Consider the following 15,737-nt stretch of genomic DNA (forward strand, 5'->3'; position numbering starts at 1 on the left):
GGGGAGGATATGACATGCGTATCGCTGTGATGGCGGCCGGTGCCCTCGGCGGTTATTTCGGAGCACGTATGGCCGCGGCAGGGCACGACGTGTTCTTTATCGCACGCGGCTCCAACCTCGAGGCGATCAGAAAGAACGGTCTCAAGGTCGAGAGTGTGCTCGGCAATCTTCATTTGCCCGAACCCAACGTGACCGATGATCCTGCCATGGTCGGTCCGGTCGATATCGTGCTGTTCGCGGTCAAGCTTTGGGACAGCGAGACGGCAGCCAGGTTGTCTCTCCCCCTGGTCGGACCGCGCACCCGGGTGATCCCGCTGCAAAACGGGGTCGATAGCGCCGAGAGGATCGCCCCGATTCTCGGCGCCGACAATGTGGTCGCCGGAAGTGCCTACATTGCTACAGTGCTGTCCGCGCCTGGCGTCGTCACCCACACGAGCCAGTTCGCGCGCATGGTCTGCGGCAGAACCGACGGTAAGCCCGATGACGGCCTCAAGGCCTTTGCCGACGCCGCTCAAGCGGCCGGCATCGACATCTCGGTGTCCGACGGGATTGACCGCGAGCGCTGGCAGAAATTTGTATTCCTCGTCGGACTATCAGGCGCGACCGCAACGGCTCGCCAGCCGCTGGGGCCGATCCTGGCCGACCCGGATACGCGAGCGTTCTTTTACAGCCTGATGAGCGAGGTGGTGGCGGTCGGCCGTGCCAAAGGCGTTCCCATTCCGGAGAATTTTGCCGAGGACCGAATGAAATTCGCGGAAGCCTCGCCGCCCACCTTCAAGGCTTCCATGCTGCACGATCTCGAACGCGGCAACCGGCTCGAACTCGACTGGCTCGCCGGAAAGGTGGTGGAGTTCGCCCGCCCGCTTGGCATTCCTACGCCAGCCAACAATGCGGTCTATGCCATGCTCAAGCTGCACAGGATGGGTAACGCCCACGCCTAGTCCACCTGACGATTTGTGCTGAATTGCCCCTCTCGCAAGAACGCGATGGTCTGCGCGATCGCATCGGCGTTGCGCACCAGCCAGGGATGCGAGGTGCGGATCACGATGTGATCGGCCATGCCCTCGAGCCTGGTGTTGGTAACCGACACCCGGCCGTCATGCGGTCGCGGCAGGGCCATGGAGGTGATCGGATAGACCGAACGGTTGCCGGCAATGATGCCGGCGGAATAGTCGATCGGCGGCAGCAGCGCGCTGGTCGCGGCATCGCGGCGGGTGACGAGCTGCTGGCCGGCCGGACCGAAATAGGCGCGATAAGCCGCGAGGTTCTTCAGGCGGTCGGCGATCTCGCTGCCGCCGTTCGGTGTGCCCAGCATCACGACGCGGCCGAGCCGCGCCGGGCGATGCCTTGCCAGATAGACGCGCGCCAGAAGACCGCCCATGGAATGGCAGACGAAGTTCACGGAGCCGTCGAGGCTCTCCGCGAATTGATCAAGCGAAGGATGGATGTCCTCGGCCAGCGCGTCGAGCGGCTTGCGCCGGCTGTCATAGTCGAGATTGAGGGTGGCAAAGCCGGCAGCCTTCAGTGCCAGCTCCATCCTGCGCAACGAGCGCGCCGTCCTGCTGATGCCGTGCAGCAGGACGACGCCGTCAAGTGTGAACGCCGCTTGACGCCGTTCGTTCACTTATAGTCGCGCTCTTGCCACCACGGGAAATAGTCGGGCATGTCCGACGACACCTTATTCTTGAACTGCGCGGGGCGCTTTTCCAGGAACGACACCACGCCTTCCTTGACGTCGTCGGAGCGGCCGCGGGCATAGATGCCGCGGCTGTCGACCTTGTGCGCCTCCATCGGATCGTCGGCGCCCATCATGCGCCACATCATCTGGCGGATCAGCGCCACCGACACCGGCGCGGTCTTGGCCGCGAACTCCTTGGCGAGCGCACGCGCGGTCGGCAGCAGATCGTCCGGCGGCACCAACTTGCTGACGAGCCGCCCGGCAAGCGCTTCCTGCGCCGGGAAGACGCGGCCGGAATAGCACCATTCCAGCGCCTGCGAGATGCCGACGATGCGCGGCAGGAACCAGCTCGATGCGGCTTCCGGCACGATGCCGCGCTGGGAGAACACAAAGCCGAAGCGCGCGGCGTCGGAAGCGATGCGGATATCCATCGCAAGCTGCATGGTGACGCCGATGCCGACCGCCGGGCCGTTCACGGCAGCGATCACCGGCTTCAGGCACTTGAAGATGCGCAGCGTCACTTGCCCGCCGCCGTCACGCACCTGCGGATCGCTGTAGTCGACGCTGCCGTCGGCATTGCGCTTGACCGGGCCGCGCCGCGCATCGCGGTCGAACGTGTTGGCGCCGGAGGAAAGATCGGCGCCGGCGCAGAAGCCGCGGCCCGCACCGGTCACGATGATGGCCCTGACGTCGTCGTCCTTGTCGGCTTTGTCGAACGCGTCGATCAGCTCCTGCTGCATCGTGGCGTTGAAGGCGTTGAGCTTGTCGGGCCGGTTCAGCGTGATGGTCAGGATCTGCTCGGCGACCTCGTACTTGATCGTCTCATACGCCATGGGGATGATTTCCTCTCGGTTTTCTTGAATGAACGGCGCTGGCGCGCGTCTCCATCCAGTTAACCCGGCAATCATCCGTTGTGAAGAAGAGGGATGCGCGGGCCTGGCTCCGCGCATCCTGACTTGCGTTGAGGCGCTGCTTTACTTCTTCGGCGGCGCGGGCCACGGCTTCTGCGGGCCGCGCAGGCCTTCGAACGCCTTGCCCATGCCGAGCACGCCGATGTCGTCGAAGCGGCGGCCGATGATCTGGACGCCGATCGGAAAGCCCTTCTTGTCGTAGCCGGCGTTGATCGACAGCGCCGGGTTCTCCGACATATTCCACGGCACGGTAAAGCAGATGTGCTCGAACGGCTTTGCCGGGTCGTTGAGCGGCGCGGCGAACTCCGCCGGGAAGTTCACCACCGGCGATACTGGCGAGATCACGTAGTCGACCTCGCAGAACAATTTCGCGGCGGCCGCGCGGATCGCCATCGTCATGTTGAAGCCGCGCACCACATCGACGCCGGAGAGCTTTGCGCCGGCTTCTGCCCAGTTGAGGATGTAGGGCAGGGTCTTGCCGCGGTCGGCCTGCGACAGTTTCGACAGCTCGTCCCAGGTCCTAGCGCGCCAGAAATTGTCGAGCCCTTCGAGCATCTCGGGCGTCAGGATGCCGTCGATCTCGGTGATGACGGCGCCGGCGGATTCGAACGCCTTCGCAGCCTTCACGACGACCTCGCGAACCTCCTTCTCGACCTTCTGGCCGGAGCCGGCGTCGAGCATCAGCCCGATGCGCAGCTTGCGCGGCGACTTCTCCAGCGCCTTCCAGTTCACCTCGAGCGCCGGCAGGCTCATGCCGTCGCGGCGATCGGGACGCGACAATACGCTCATCATCAGCGCGGCGTCGTCGACGGTGCGGGTCATCGGACCGGCGACGCGGCCGACATAGGGCGGGTCGATCGGCACGCGGCCGAGGCTCGGTTTCAATGCGACGAGGCCGCACCAGTTGGCCGGCAGCCGCACCGAGCCGCCGATATCGGTGCCGAGATGCAAGGGACCATAGCCGGCAGCGCCTGCCGCGCCCGCGCCGGCGCTCGAGCCGCCGGGGTTCTTGCTGACATCCCAGGGATTGCGGGTCAGGGGATGGAACGAGGACAGGCCCGACGACAGCATGCCGTAGTCCGGCATCGTGGTCTTGGAGAAGATCACGCAGCCGGCCTCGCGCAGCCGCGCCGCAGGCGGTGCATCCTTCTCCGCGGGCGCCAGCTTGACGCTCGCCGCGCCCAGCGGCACCGGCTGCCCCTTGGTCGCGACATTGTCCTTGATGGTGGCGGGAACGCCATCGAGCGTGCCGGCCGGCTCGGCCTGCTGCCAGCGCTCGGTCGAGGTCCTGGCGACCTTCCGCGCCCCTTCCGGGTCGTACAAATACAGCGCCTTGATGTGCGGCTCCCAGGTCGCGACCTGGGAGATGATTTCCTCCAGCACCTCGGACGGCGAGAACTGCTTGGCACGATAGCCGGCGAGCAGGTCGACGGCGGAGAGATCGTGCAGCGACGTGATGGCGTCCCCTTTGGGCTTATGCATGCGCACCTGCCGGCATGCGTTTCTCGATGATGCGGGCGAACATGCTGGCGCCGATCGGCAGGATCTTGTCGTCGAGAACGTAACCGGGATTGTGAACGGGCACGGAGCCGTCATGGCCGACCCAGAAATACGCGCCGGGAATGGCCTGCATCATGTCGGCGAAATCCTCGCTGCCCATCTTGGGTGTCGAGCGGGTGATGACCTTGGCCGGGTCGACGACGGTGCGCGCGACTTCCTCGACCACGCGGGACTGCTCTTCCTGATTCACCAGCACGCTGAAGCCGTCGCGGATCTCGACCGAGATTTCGGCGCCATATGCCGCCGCAAAGCCGGCGGAGATTTCGCGCATGCGCTTGCGGATCAGCTCACGAATCTCGTCGGAGAAGCAGCGCACCGTGCCGCACATCCAGGCTTCGCCGGGAATGACGTTGTACGCCGACCCGGAATGGATCTGCGTGATCGACAGCACCGCAGCCTGCAGCGGATCGACGTTGCGGCTGACGATCGACTGCAACGCCTGTCCGAGCGTCATTGCGATCACGACCGCGTCCTTGGAACGCTCCGGCATCGCGCCATGCGCGCCGTAGCCCTGGATCCTGATGTCGAAGAAGTCGGCTGCGGCCATTGCCGGGCCCGGCAGGATCGCGATCTCGCCATGGTTGAGGTCCGGCGCGTTGTGCAGGCCATAGACCTCGTCGCAGGGGAACTGCTTGAACAGGCCGTCCTTGATCATGGCGCGCGCGCCGCCGAGGCCTTCCTCGGCCGGCTGGAAGATGAAATGCACGGTGCCGTCGAAATTGCGGGTCTCGGCGAGATAGCGCGCCGAGCCGAGCAGCATCGTGGTGTGGCCGTCATGGCCGCAGCCGTGGAAGCGGCCGGGGATGGTCGAACGCCACTTCAGATTGGTGTTCTCCTCCATCGGCAGCGCGTCCATGTCGGCGCGCAGGCCGATCTTCTTGGTGCTGTTGCCCTTGCCCTTGAGCACACCGACCACGCCGGTGCCGCCGAGGCCGCGATGCACCTCGATGCCCCAGCTCGTCAGCTTGTCGGCGACGATGCCCGAGGTGCGGACCTCCTCGAAGCCGATCTCGGGATGCGCATGCAGATCCCGTCTGATGGCGGTGAGTTCGTCGGCAAAACTGTCGATGCGCTCAATGGTCGGCATGGCTCTCTATCCGTTTGTGCGTGATGGGGAGGTGGGTGTGAAAGTAGGGCCGTTCGGCTTGATACGAATGCCGGGACGCAAATGTTTCCACGGCAGCGTGGCGGTATCGGCGGGCATCGCGCCGGGGGCGGCGCAGATCAAGAGCTTCTCGGCGATCGGCTCGAAATCGGCGCGGAAATGCACCGAGCTCTTGTTGACCAAAATCTTCTGTGCCGTCGGCTCGATGCCGACATAGCGGTACATCGCCTGGTCGGCAAGCTGGGCCTTGTAGGAGCCGACCACGACGCGCACGTTGCCGACCCGCAGGCAGGCCGAGGGGCCCATGTCCATGTCGCGGCCGCCGAAATAGGGACCGGGAGCCACGAATTTTCCATCCGAGAGCTGCTCGACGACAAAAGTCTCCCGGTATGGCGCGTCGCCGGGAATGCCGGACTTGCCACCGAGCTCGAGCGTGACTGATGCGCCGACACCGGCGGTGTGCGCGGCCTTCGCGGATTGCGGGTCGTAGATCACGCCGGTTGCGGCACTCGCCCTGTTGCGCACCAGTGCGCGCAGCATGCCGGTGGTGTCGGAATCGCCGCCGGCGCCGGGATTGTCCTGGGTGTCGGCGATGATAATCGGCTTGCTGGCCGATTTCGCCAGTTCCATCGCCAGCCGCACGCCTTCGTCGGGCGAATAGATCCGGCCGTCGAAATCATCCTCATGGCTCTCGACCAGGGCGACGACCTTGTCGGCGGCGGCATCCGCATCGGCCTGGGTCCGGCCGTAAGCGAATACGCTCGGCCCGCAATCCCTGAAATCGGCGGCCGGGAAGCCCGGCGCAAACGACAGCGTCGGCACCGCGTCGCTCTCGAGGGCGGCGAGCTTCTGATAGATGCCCTTGGTCGGCTGGTCGTTGGTGCATTGCCAGCTGATCGGGATCAGGAACGGCAGTTGCCGGAATGCCTTTGCGAAGCGCTGCCTGGACTTGAGCATCAGCGCCAGATGCCGGGCGCAGGCGCGGCCGGTTTCGGCCATGTCGACATGCGGATAGGTGCGGTAGGCAATCAGCGCATCGGCATGCTCGATCATCTTTGGCGAGACATTCGCATGCAGATCGAGGCTCGCCACCAGCGGCAGCTCGTTGCCGATCGCCTTGCGCACGCGGGCCAGCGTTTCGCCTTCGCCGTCGTCATAATGCTCGGTGACCATGGCGCCGTGCAGGTCGAGATAGACGGCATCGATCGGTCCGGCCGCGGCGATGCCGTCGACCATTTCCGTCACGATCCGCTCGAACGCATCCTTGCTGACATGCGCCGACGGGCTCGCCGCGGCGAAGATCGTCGGCACCAGCTCCCAGCCATTGGCTTCCGCCGCCTCGACAAAGCCGGCGAGGCCGACATTGATCTTGCGCATGACCTTGAGCACGTCGGCGCCATGCGTCATCGACGGCCAGCCGCCGCCATGCACGAAATCGTCATAGGTTGCCTTCGTCGGTGCGAAGGTATTGGTCTCGTGCAGGAAGCCGCCAACGGCAATGCGGGTCATCAAGTCGGTCTCGATACGTTTCTTCGATCATGATGCGATCATAACGACGCGCGTCATGATCTCATCTCGTTGGTTGGAGCGTGATCTCCGGGGAAGACCGGCGTCCACCTTCAGGGCCACGCTCTAGCGCGCGACGTTAAGCGTGTCGTCGCGCCCAGCGCAAGCCGGGGAGCACCAGCGGATTTGCATGCCCTGTGGGCGGAAAGGCTTGAGGCTAAAGACCTAGGCCGTCGCCACAATGCCTTCCGAAACGGGGCGGAAGTTGGCGAAGTCCCAATCGCGTCCGGGCGCCGCATCGAGCAGCGCGCGGGTATAGGCCTGCTGCGGATTGGTCAGCACCTCGGCGGCCGGTCCCTGTTCCACGACGCGGCCATGCTGCATCACGGCGACGTCGTCGCAGATTTGTGCGGCGACGCGCAAATCATGCGTGATGAACAGCAGCGCGATGCCCAGCCGGCGCTGGATTTCGTCAAGCAGATCCAGAACCTGCGCCTGCACCGAGACGTCGAGCGCGGACACCGCCTCATCCGCGACGAGCACGTCGGGATCGAGCGCCAGCGCGCGCGCGATCGCGATGCGCTGGCGTTGGCCGCCGGAGAACTGGTGCGGATAGCGCGAGATCGCGTCGGGCGGCAAATGGACGAGCTCGAGCAGCTCGCGCGCCCGCGCCAGCGCATCCTTGCGCGGCATGCCATAATTGACCGGGCCTTCCGCGATGCTCTCGCCGACGGTGACGCGCGGATTGAGCGAGCGGTAGGGGTCCTGGAAGATGATCTGGATCTTCTGGCGATGCGGCTGCAACAGCCGGCGCGACAGGTCGGAGATCTCGCGGCCGGCGAGGCGTACCCCGCCCGAGGTCGGATCGATCAGGCGGACGATGCAGCGCGCCACCGTCGACTTGCCGGAACCGCTTTCGCCGACGATGCCGAGCGTGCGGCCCTTGCGCAGAGTGAGCGTGACGTTGCTGGCGGCGGCGACCTCGCGGGCTTTGCCGTACAGCGACCGCTCCCGGTAGACCTTGCTGAGCTCGTTGGCTTCCAGCACCACGGGCTCGGTCGTCTCCGGGCGCGGCGCGCGCGGCACCAGGCTCGGCACCGAGGACAAGAGGTTGCGGGTGTACTCCATCTTCGGATTGCGCAGCACGTCCTGCAGCGGGCCGGTTTCGACCAGGCGGCCGTGCCGCATCACCGCGACGCGGTCGGCGATCTCGGCCACCACGCCCATGTCGTGGGTGATAAACAGAACCGCGGTGCCGTGATCGCGTTGCAGGTCGCGGATCAAGGTGAGGATCTGCTTCTGGGTGGTGACGTCGAGCGCGGTGGTCGGCTCGTCCGCGATCAGGAGCTTCGGCTCCAGCACCAGCGCCATCGCGATCATGATGCGCTGGCGCTGACCGCCCGAGAGGCGGTGCGGGTAGGAGGAGAAGATGCGCTCCACGTCCGGCAGCCGCACATGCTCCATCATCGCCAAAATCTTCTGGCGCCGCGCGCGGGCATCGAGATCTGTGTGGGCGCGCAGCACCTCGTCGATCTGGCGGCCTACCGGCACCACGGGATTGAGCGCGGTCATCGGCTCCTGGAAGATCATCGCCATCCGCGTGGCGCGGAGTTGCCGCAGCCGCCGGTCGCTGGCGGTGAGCAGTTCCTCGCCGACCAGTTTGACGCTGCCGCCAGACGGCACCAGCGTGCCCTTCTGCTGCAGGCCCATCACGGTGAGCGATGTCACCGACTTGCCCGAGCCGCTTTCGCCGACCAGGCACAGCGTCTCGCTTTCACGTACCTGCAGCGAGAGGTCGTCGATGATGCGATGCGCATCCGCCTTGCGGCCGAGGCCGACGACGAGATTGCTGATGTCGAGGACGACGTTGGTCATGTCAGGGTCTCTTGGCGCTGTGAAGGAATTTACCCACTGTCATTCCGGGATGGTGCGCCAGCACCAGACCCGGAATCTCGAGATTCCGGGTTCGATGCTTCGCATCGCCCCGGAATGACGGCTTCAGAAGAGCTGAAGCCGTCACTTGCCCTCACGCTGCTTCATGCGGGGATCGAGCGCGTCGCGGGCGGCGTCGCCGATCAGGTTGACGCTGAGAATGGCGATCGAGAGCAGCAGCCCCGGCCAGAAGATCAGCGACGGCTTGACCTGGAAATAGGCGCGGCCCTCGGCCATGATGTTGCCCCAGGTCGGCGTTTCCGGCGAGATGCCGGCGCCGAGGAACGACAGGATCGCCTCGGTCAGGATCGCGGACGCGCAGACATAGGTGCCTTGCACGATCAGCGGCGCGATCGTGTTCGGCATCAAATGCCGCCACATGATCTTCGGCAGGCTGGTGCCGAGCGAGATCGCGGCCTCGACATAAGGTTCCTCGCGTGCGGTCAGCACCACCGAGCGCACCAGCCGCGCCACGCGCGGGATCTCGGGGATGGTGATCGCGACCATCACGGTCCAGATGCTGGCGCCCGACAGCGACACCACGGCGATCGCGAGCAGGATGGCGGGGATCGCCATCAGGCCGTCCATCACGCGCATCAGCACCGCATCGACCCAGCGGAAGAAGCCGGCGACGAGGCCGATCAGAAGGCCGATGGCGATCGAGCAGACGGCGGCGCCGAGCCCGATCACCAGCGAGATCCGTGCGCCGTAGATGATGCGCGACAACAGGTCGCGGCCATAAGCGTCGGTGCCGAGCAGATATTGCGCGCTCGACGGCTTCAGCCGCTGCGACGGCGTCAGCAGCAGAGGATCGTGCGGCGCAAGCAGCGGCGCGAAGATCGCCATCAGGATGATGAGGGCGAGGCTGATCGTCGCAACCGCGATGATCGGCGTCGACGTCAGGAAGCCGAACTTGACGCGGAACGGCCGGGTAACGGGAAGCGAGGATTCGGGAAGGGTTTCGATCGCCATTGCTCAGTACCGGATACGAGGATCGAGCAGGGTGTAGGCGAGGTCGATCAACAGATTGACCGCGACGTAGATACCCGACGTCAACAGGATCATCGCCTGGATCACCGGATAGTCGCGCGCCAGCACCGCATCGACGGTGAGGCGGCCGATGCCGGGCAGATTGAACACGCTCTCGGTGACGACGACGCCGGAGATCAGCAGCGCGAAGCCGGAACCGATCACCGTGATGACCGGCACGGCGGCGTTGCGCAGCGCATGGCGCAGCAGCACGCCGGTCTCGCCGATGCCCTTGGCCCGCGCCGTGCGCACGTAATCCTCGCCGAGCACATCGAGCATCGAGGCCCGCGTCATGCGTGCGATCAGCGCGACATAGATGAAGGAGAGTGTGCAGGTCGGCAGGATGAGGCGCTGGAAGAACGGACCGAAGCCGGCCGAGATGCTCTTGAAGCCCTGTACCGGAACCCAGCGCAGATCGATCGCAAAGATCTGGATCAGCACATAGCCGATGACGAACACCGGCACCGAGAAGCCGAGCACGGAAAGCCCCATCACGAAGCGGTCGATCCAGGTGCCGTGCTTCCACGCCGCGATCACGCCGAGCGGCACCGCCACCAGGATCGAGAGGATGATGGTGGCCAGCGCGACCGAGATCGAGGGCTCGAGGCGCGGGACGATCATTTCGAGGATCGGCTTGTTCGAGATCAGGGAGACGCCGAGGTCGCCGTGCAGCAACTTGGCGATCCAGGTGTAGAACTGGATGTAGATCGGCTCGTTCAGACCAAGCGAGGTCCTGATACGTTCGAGCTGTTCGGGAGTCGCGTTGTCGCCGGCGAGGATGGCGGCCGGGTCGCCCGGCGTCAGCCGCAGCAACAGGAACACGAACAGAGCCACCACGCCCATCACGGGAATGGCGGCGAGGATGCGGCGAAGCAGATATCCGAGCAAATTTGATCCGTTGGGTTGTGGTCGATGAAGTCCCCAGCGGGACCGTTGCACACCAGACCGTAGCACAGATGGTAGCAGACTCACGGTAGAACTTGAGCAAGTCCCATGCCATCGGTGCTGCGGATTTTGCGGTGCAGCTAATCAGTCCTGTTGGCCGCGATTATTCCTCCGGTGAAGTTTGAAGCAGTCCACTGGAAGGTGGATTGATTTCAGCTTTGCGCGCGTCGGCGGGCACGTCGAGCCCGGCACCGAACGTCGGCGCCATCGGCGGCGTGTCGAGGTCGCGCCAATCGTCGATCGCCTGGGCCACCATCTGCGCCGTCGCCGCCGACAGTGTCCAGCCAAGATGACCGTGGCCCGTATTGTAGAACACGCCCGGAATCCGTCCGGCGCGAACCACCGGCATCATGTTCGGCATCATCGGGCGCAAGCCCGCCCATGGCACGACTTTCGACGTGTCGATCTCCGGGAAATGATGCCGCACCCAGTCCACCAGCGGTTGAATGCGATCGGCGCGAATGTCGCGGTTGAAGCCGTTGAACTCGGCGGTGCCGGCGACGCGGAAGCGGTCGGCGCCGAGCCGGCTGGTGACGATCTTCGCAGCTTCATCGAGCAGGCTGACGGTTGGGGCCGCATTCCGGCTTTGCGGCGCATCGAGCTGCACCGTGATCGAATAGCCCTTCACCGGATAGACATTGACGCGGTCGTTGAGCAGGCTGGCGAAGTGGCGGCTCGCCACGCCGGCGCAAATCACGATCCCGTCCGCCTGCAGCTGCTGGCGCGTCGCGACCGCAGCATCATGTGAAGCAGCTTCGTTCCAGCCGATGCGGAAGCCGTCATCGCCGTGTGCGATCGTGTCGACGTCGGCTTCATGGACGAAGCTCGCGCCACGGCGGATGCAGGCGTCGGCAAGCCCACGCGTGAATTTGTGAATATCGCCGGTCGCGTCCGACGGCGTGAAGAAGCCGCCATAGCAGGTTGTCTGCAGCGCGGGTTCGATGACGCGGATCTCGTCCGGGGTCACCGGCCGGCGGTCGAGCCCGCCTTGCTGCAGCAGCGCGTTGACCTTGAGGCCGGCTTCGAAGCCGGCCCTGTCGTGATAGACGTGCAGGATGCCGCGGCGTTCGAGATCGAAGGCGATGTTTTCGCGCTCTGCGATCGAGAACAGATGCTTGCGCGCTTCGATGGCGAGCTTCGTGGTCTCGATGGTGTTGCCGCGATAGCGCGTGATGTGGCCTACGAACTCGCCGATCCAGGAATATTTGTGCCAGCTCGGCTTCGGGTTCATCAGCAGCGGCGCGTCGCTTCTCAGCATCCAGCGCAGCCCCTTGAGGATGGTCGCGGCGCTGTTCCACACCTCGGCGTTGCTGGCGGAGAGTTGTCCGCCATTGGCGAACGAGGTTTCCATCGCGGCGTAGCGATGCCTGTCGAGGACAGTCACCTTGTAGCCGCGTTCAAGCAGGGCATAGGCCGTCGTTACGCCGGTGATGCCGGCGCCGATGATCGCGATGTGTGGCATGATAGTTGTCAGGCTCCCGTGGGTTAGAGTCGCCGAACCGCCGGTGAAACCGGCATCGGCGCCCCATCTGTCACGGTACCTGAGAGCTTGATCCGCATCGGGCTGTGGCCAGAAGCGAACTATCCCCTTCGGTGGACGTCATGGCCCTTGATGTGCGGCCATGTTCGTCTCTCTCCAGATCGTCCTGACGATACAGTCCTTTTGCCTGAGAGTTTCCGGGGCGGTTGCTCCGTCGGCGCCGAAGCCAACAACACGATTGTTGTCGGTTCGATCTCTCCCGCATCGTCGCGTTGGACGGCCGGACCGTAGGCGAAGCCTTAAAAATGGACAAGGCTAAATTTCGATCCGGCAGTGCCAACGTGTTGTGCAGTGCAAATCGATGTCAGTCCAGCGTCGCCAGCAGTGCCGCCATCAGGCGGCCGCGTTCGGCGAGGCTGTCGACCTCGATGTGCTCGTTGAGCGTATGTGCATCGGCGCCGCGAACGCCGAGGCCGTCGAGCGTGGGGATGCCCATCGCGCCGGTGAAGTTGCCGTCCGAGCCGCCGCCGGCGCTGCCGTGCGGCAGATCGAGACCCATCGCTGCAGCAAGGCCTTTTGCCTTTTCATAGAGCGCCATGGTGCCCGCATCGGGCTCCCACACCGGGCGGGTGACGCCGCGCGTCACCTTGAACGTCACGTCGTTGGCGGTGCCCGACAGTGCCAGCATGCGCTCGACGCCACGGTCGAGATCGGCCTGGCGCTTGGCCATGCTGAGCGCTTCGCCGGTACAGGTCGTCGCGACGCAATTGACCCACTGGCCGCCATGCACGATGCCGACCGAGAAGGTGCAGTCCTCGGTGGTCATGCCGTCGATGGCGATGATCTGCCGCGCCATCTCGCGGATCGCGGAGCGACCGGAAGACAGCGTTGCGCCGGCATGGCTGGGCTTGCCGGTGGCTTCCAGGTTGAAGCGCGCGATCGCATAACGGCCGGTGACGACGCCGTTGTTCGGACGGCCGGGCTCCGGCACCAGCACATATTTGTTGCGCGCGGCTTCCGCCTCGATGATGTCGCGCGTCGACGGCGTGCCGACCTCTTCGTCGGGGGTGAACAGCACGGTGATCGGCAGCGGAGTCGTGAAGGAGGCGCGCGCCAATTGCCTGATCGCCTCGATCGACAGGTAGTTGCCGCCCTTCATGTCGAAGATGCCCGGCCCGAAGCACTTGTTGCCTTCGCGCCGCCACTTCAGCTTTTCGATCGTGCCGACGGGGTGAACGGTGTCCAGATGGCCGGCGATCAGGATGCCGGGCTGGCCTTGTTTCGGATGGGGGAAACGGGCGCGGACGCAGCCCGCGAAGCCCTGGCGTCCGGCGATGCGCTCGATCGTCGCACCCATGATCGCCATCTCGCGGGCGGCGAGATCGAGCATGCGTTCGACCGCGGCGGCGTCCCAGGTCGGGCTTTCGCATTCCACCCAGCTGCGCAGGCCCTGCAGCATCGTTTCGGAATCAAAGGGGAGATTGGCGGGGTTCATCGTTGTTCTCTCTTGTTGTTCTGACGGCGCCGGCATCGCGCGCGCGTTACGAAAATCTCAGCCGACGATTTTGTAAAGCCAAAATCTGGCGCGCGGCCTCATTCGTTTGTGTACGTCCGATGCGACCTGAAACCGATTGACGCGCTTGGCGCTTGGTGCAAGTCTCAATTTCACAAGCCATACAGCATGTTAGTTCGCCTAAATAACGAACCACATGCATAACGAATAAGCCGGCTTTGACCAGTTACACGTCAGGAGAGATTGCATGTTCCCTATCTCGCGTTGGAAACACCGCACGCTAGCGGCCGCGTTGACGGCGCTCGCGCTGTCGTTCGCGCCGCAGGAATTGTCATTCGCGCCGCAGGCGATGGCCGCGGGCAAGACCATCACCGCGGTGATGCACTCGGATCTGCGCGTCATCGATCCGATCATGACCACGGCCTACATCACCCGCGATCATGGCTACATGATCTATGACACGCTGCTGGCGACGGATTCCAATTTCAAGATCCAGCCGCAGATGGCGGACTGGAAGGTTTCCGACGACAAGCTGACCTACACGTTCACGCTGCGCGACGGTCTGAAGTGGCACGACGGCGCGCCGGTCACCGCGGAAGACTGCGTCGCCTCGCTGCAGCGTTGGGGCAAGGTCGACGGCATGGGCCAGAAGCTGATGGACTTCGTCGCGAGCCTGGAGGCGACCGACGCCAAGACCATCACGCTGAAGCTGAAGGAACCCTACGGCCTCGTGCTGGAATCGATCGGCAAGCCGTCATCGCGCGTGCCGTTCATGATGCCGAAGCGTCTGGCCGAGACGCCGCCGGACAAGCCGATCCCGGAACAGATCGGCTCCGGACCGTTCAAATTCGTGCAGGCGGAATTCCAGCCGGGCGTGAAGGCGGTCTATGAGAAGAACAAGGACTACGTGCCGCGCAAGGAGCCTGCGAGTTGGACCGCGGGCGGCAAGGTGGTCAAGGTCGACCGTGTCGAGTGGGTCACGATGGCCGATGCGCAGACCGCGGTGAACGCGTTGCAATCCGGCGACATCGATTTCATGGAGAACCTTCCGTTCGACATGCTACCGGTGCTCGAAGCCAATCCGGATCTCAAGATCGACGTCCTGAACAAGTTCGGCTTCCAGACCCTCGGACGCATGAACTTCCTCTATCCGCCGTTCGACAATCCGAAGGTGCGCCGGGCTGCGTTCCTGGCGATGAACCAGAAGGACGTGCTCGACGCGCTGGTCGGCAACGCCAAGTACCAGAGGATCTGCGGCGCCTTCTTCGTCTGCGGCACGCCGCTCGAGACCGACGTCGGGGCCGAAACGCTGGTGAAGGGCAACGGCCTGGCGGAAGCCAAGAAGGCGCTTGCCGCATCCGGCTATGACGGCACCCCCGTGGTGATCATGGCGCCGGGCGACGTCACGACGTTGAAAGCCCAACCGGTCGTGGCTGCGCAGCAGTTGCGCGAGGCCGGCTTCAAGGTCGACCTGCAGGCCACCGACTGGCAGACCGTGGTGACCCGCCGCGCCAGCCAGAAGCCGCCGAAGGAAGGCGGCTGGAACATGTTCTTCACCAACTGGGTCGCGGCCGACGTCTCCGACCCGATCGTCAACGCGTCGATCACCGGTCGCGGCAAGAATGGCGGCTGGTTCGGCTGGGCCGAAGACGCGAAGATCGAGGAGTTGCGTGACAAGTTCGCGCGCGCCGGCTCGGCTGAGGAAAAGAAGAAGATCGCCGCGGAAATCCAGACCGAGGCCTACGATCAGGTGATCTACGTTCCGCTCGGCCAGTACACCATTCCGAGCGCATGGCGGAAGTCGCTGACCGGTGTGCTCGACGGCCCGGCAACGCCGATCTTCTGGAATATCGACAAGTCCGAGTAAGCTTGCGGCTTGACGCAAAACAAATGGCCGGGACTTGTCCCGGCCATTTTTCTTTTCGCGCTATCGCTTGTCAGGTGTGGCTGTCGCGGAGCTGCTCCAGTCCGTCGCTGAGCGGTGGTCCGCCTTGTGGTGCGTGCTGCGGCGGGGAGGGGCACTCCTTGCGCTGATCGGGTTGGTCGGTTGCGCGCTGCGCGGATGGATCGTCGTTCGG

12 protein-coding genes and 2 riboswitches are annotated in these 15,737 nt (G+C 64.7%); of the genes, 2 read left to right on the forward strand and 10 right to left on the reverse strand.

All coding sequences use genetic code 11. The annotated features are described in order from the left end of the window. Nucleotides 1–14 precede the first annotated feature (14 nt). Entirely contained in the window at nt 15–941 is a 927-nt protein-coding gene (locus J2R76_RS02660) for a ketopantoate reductase family protein (protein WP_076830185.1), read from the forward strand. Here the strand turns inward: J2R76_RS02660 and J2R76_RS02665 are convergent. The 10 genes from J2R76_RS02665 to J2R76_RS02710 all read right to left on the reverse strand — a co-directional run bounded on the left by J2R76_RS02665 (nt 938) and on the right by J2R76_RS02710 (nt 13,641). After that, complete coding sequence (locus J2R76_RS02665) at nt 938–1,624, reverse strand: alpha/beta fold hydrolase (protein WP_076830182.1); 687 nt, start codon at nt 1,622–1,624, stop codon at nt 938–940. The two genes, J2R76_RS02660 and J2R76_RS02665, sit on opposite strands and share 4 nt — an antisense overlap. After that, entirely contained in the window at nt 1,621–2,511 is an 891-nt protein-coding gene (locus tag J2R76_RS02670) for a crotonase/enoyl-CoA hydratase family protein (RefSeq protein WP_076830179.1), read from the reverse strand. The genes J2R76_RS02665 and J2R76_RS02670 overlap by 4 nt, the downstream gene beginning before the upstream one ends. A gap of 141 nt (nt 2,512–2,652) precedes the next feature. Beyond that, nucleotides 2,653–4,071, reverse strand: a complete 1,419-nt coding sequence (locus J2R76_RS02675; RefSeq protein WP_076830177.1) for an amidase — start codon at nt 4,069–4,071, stop codon at nt 2,653–2,655. Further along, the gene (locus J2R76_RS02680) at nt 4,064–5,236 is read right to left on the reverse strand and encodes a M20 aminoacylase family protein (protein ID WP_076830174.1); all 1,173 of its coding nucleotides are present in this window, start codon (nt 5,234–5,236) and stop codon (nt 4,064–4,066) included. Before J2R76_RS02680 ends, J2R76_RS02675 begins: the two co-directional genes overlap by 8 nt. A 6-nt stretch (nt 5,237–5,242) precedes the next feature. Continuing rightward, nucleotides 5,243–6,763: a M81 family metallopeptidase gene (locus tag J2R76_RS02685; RefSeq protein WP_076830171.1), complete on the reverse strand. Its 1,521-nt coding sequence runs from the start codon at nt 6,761–6,763 to the stop codon at nt 5,243–5,245. A gap of 222 nt (nt 6,764–6,985) precedes the next feature. Beyond that, nucleotides 6,986–8,635: an ABC transporter ATP-binding protein gene (locus J2R76_RS02690; RefSeq protein WP_076830168.1), complete on the reverse strand. Its 1,650-nt coding sequence runs from the start codon at nt 8,633–8,635 to the stop codon at nt 6,986–6,988. A 141-nt stretch (nt 8,636–8,776) separates the two neighbouring features. Continuing rightward, a complete protein-coding gene (locus J2R76_RS02695; protein ID WP_057019082.1) occupies nt 8,777–9,664 on the reverse strand; it encodes an ABC transporter permease in 888 nt (295 codons plus the stop codon). A gap of 3 nt (nt 9,665–9,667) precedes the next feature. Beyond that, a complete protein-coding gene (locus J2R76_RS02700; protein ID WP_028336105.1) occupies nt 9,668–10,609 on the reverse strand; it encodes an ABC transporter permease in 942 nt (313 codons plus the stop codon). Between the two features lie 160 nt (nt 10,610–10,769). After that, nucleotides 10,770–12,128: a D-amino acid dehydrogenase gene (locus J2R76_RS02705; protein ID WP_076830165.1), complete on the reverse strand. Its 1,359-nt coding sequence runs from the start codon at nt 12,126–12,128 to the stop codon at nt 10,770–10,772. Between the two features lie 65 nt (nt 12,129–12,193). Then, nucleotides 12,194–12,308, reverse strand: a riboswitch (glycine riboswitch). Nucleotides 12,309–12,311: 3 nt separating this feature from the next. Beyond that, nucleotides 12,312–12,418, reverse strand: a riboswitch (glycine riboswitch). Between the two features lie 92 nt (nt 12,419–12,510). Continuing rightward, the gene (locus J2R76_RS02710; RefSeq protein WP_026192961.1) at nt 12,511–13,641 is read right to left on the reverse strand and encodes a M20/M25/M40 family metallo-hydrolase; all 1,131 of its coding nucleotides are present in this window, start codon (nt 13,639–13,641) and stop codon (nt 12,511–12,513) included. A gap of 265 nt (nt 13,642–13,906) precedes the next feature. Between J2R76_RS02710 and J2R76_RS02715 the strand changes: the two genes are divergently transcribed. Further along, on the forward strand, nt 13,907–15,526 hold the full coding sequence (locus J2R76_RS02715) for an ABC transporter substrate-binding protein (protein WP_026192960.1): 1,620 nt from the start codon (nt 13,907–13,909) through the stop codon (nt 15,524–15,526). The last annotated feature ends 211 nt before the right edge of the window (nt 15,527–15,737 follow it).

Origin of the sequence: Bradyrhizobium sp. USDA 4532 (assembly GCF_024171315.1) — a bacterium.
In the GTDB taxonomy this organism is placed as follows: domain Bacteria; phylum Pseudomonadota; class Alphaproteobacteria; order Rhizobiales; family Xanthobacteraceae; genus Bradyrhizobium; species Bradyrhizobium australafricanum.

What these genes read in the sequence shown, in the direction of transcription:
- J2R76_RS02660 (WP_076830185.1), top strand. Translation starts at nt 15, where the DNA reads ATGCGTATCGCTGTGATGGCGGCCGGTGCCCTCGGCGGTTATTTCGGA.
- J2R76_RS02670 (WP_076830179.1), bottom strand. Translation starts at nt 2,511, where the DNA reads ATGGCGTATGAGACGATCAAGTACGAGGTCGCCGAGCAGATCCTGACC.
- J2R76_RS02675 (WP_076830177.1), bottom strand. Translation starts at nt 4,071, where the DNA reads ATGCATAAGCCCAAAGGGGACGCCATCACGTCGCTGCACGATCTCTCC.
- J2R76_RS02680 (WP_076830174.1), bottom strand. Translation starts at nt 5,236, where the DNA reads ATGCCGACCATTGAGCGCATCGACAGTTTTGCCGACGAACTCACCGCC.
- J2R76_RS02685 (WP_076830171.1), bottom strand. Translation starts at nt 6,763, where the DNA reads ATGACCCGCATTGCCGTTGGCGGCTTCCTGCACGAGACCAATACCTTC.
- J2R76_RS02690 (WP_076830168.1), bottom strand. Translation starts at nt 8,635, where the DNA reads ATGACCAACGTCGTCCTCGACATCAGCAATCTCGTCGTCGGCCTCGGC.
- J2R76_RS02695 (WP_057019082.1), bottom strand. Translation starts at nt 9,664, where the DNA reads ATGGCGATCGAAACCCTTCCCGAATCCTCGCTTCCCGTTACCCGGCCG.
- J2R76_RS02705 (WP_076830165.1), bottom strand. Translation starts at nt 12,128, where the DNA reads ATGCCACACATCGCGATCATCGGCGCCGGCATCACCGGCGTAACGACG.
- J2R76_RS02710 (WP_026192961.1), bottom strand. Translation starts at nt 13,641, where the DNA reads ATGAACCCCGCCAATCTCCCCTTTGATTCCGAAACGATGCTGCAGGGC.
- J2R76_RS02715 (WP_026192960.1), top strand. Translation starts at nt 13,907, where the DNA reads ATGTTCCCTATCTCGCGTTGGAAACACCGCACGCTAGCGGCCGCGTTG.